Below are 218 nucleotides of genomic sequence, written 5' to 3'. Positions count from 1 at the left end.
AATCACATCACTGCCCGGTTGTATGCGCGAGGTTACCGACTGCGGCCTGAGTTTTTTAAGTGACGTAAAACCGTGTTGAGGCCAACGCCCATAATGCGTGCACTGGCGCGACATCCGACGCCATTCATGGCCATATCAATGATTTCTGGTGCGTACCGGGCTGAGAGGCGGTGTAAGTGAACTGTAGTTGCCATGTTTTACGGCAATGAGAGCAGAGA

The 218-nt window shown here is 52.3% G+C and carries 1 pseudogene; it reads right to left on the bottom strand.

From position 1 onward, the window contains the following. Positions 1 to 218 (bottom strand): annotated as a pseudogene (locus tag BHE85_RS20335) (IS1-like element transposase); the annotation flags it as partial.

The organism is Shigella sp. FC1567, from assembly GCF_001743015.1.
Taxonomy (GTDB): domain Bacteria; phylum Pseudomonadota; class Gammaproteobacteria; order Enterobacterales; family Enterobacteriaceae; genus Escherichia; species Escherichia coli.
Note: the sequence above shows the minus strand (reverse complement) of the source record. Positions and strands in the feature narration are given on the sequence as shown.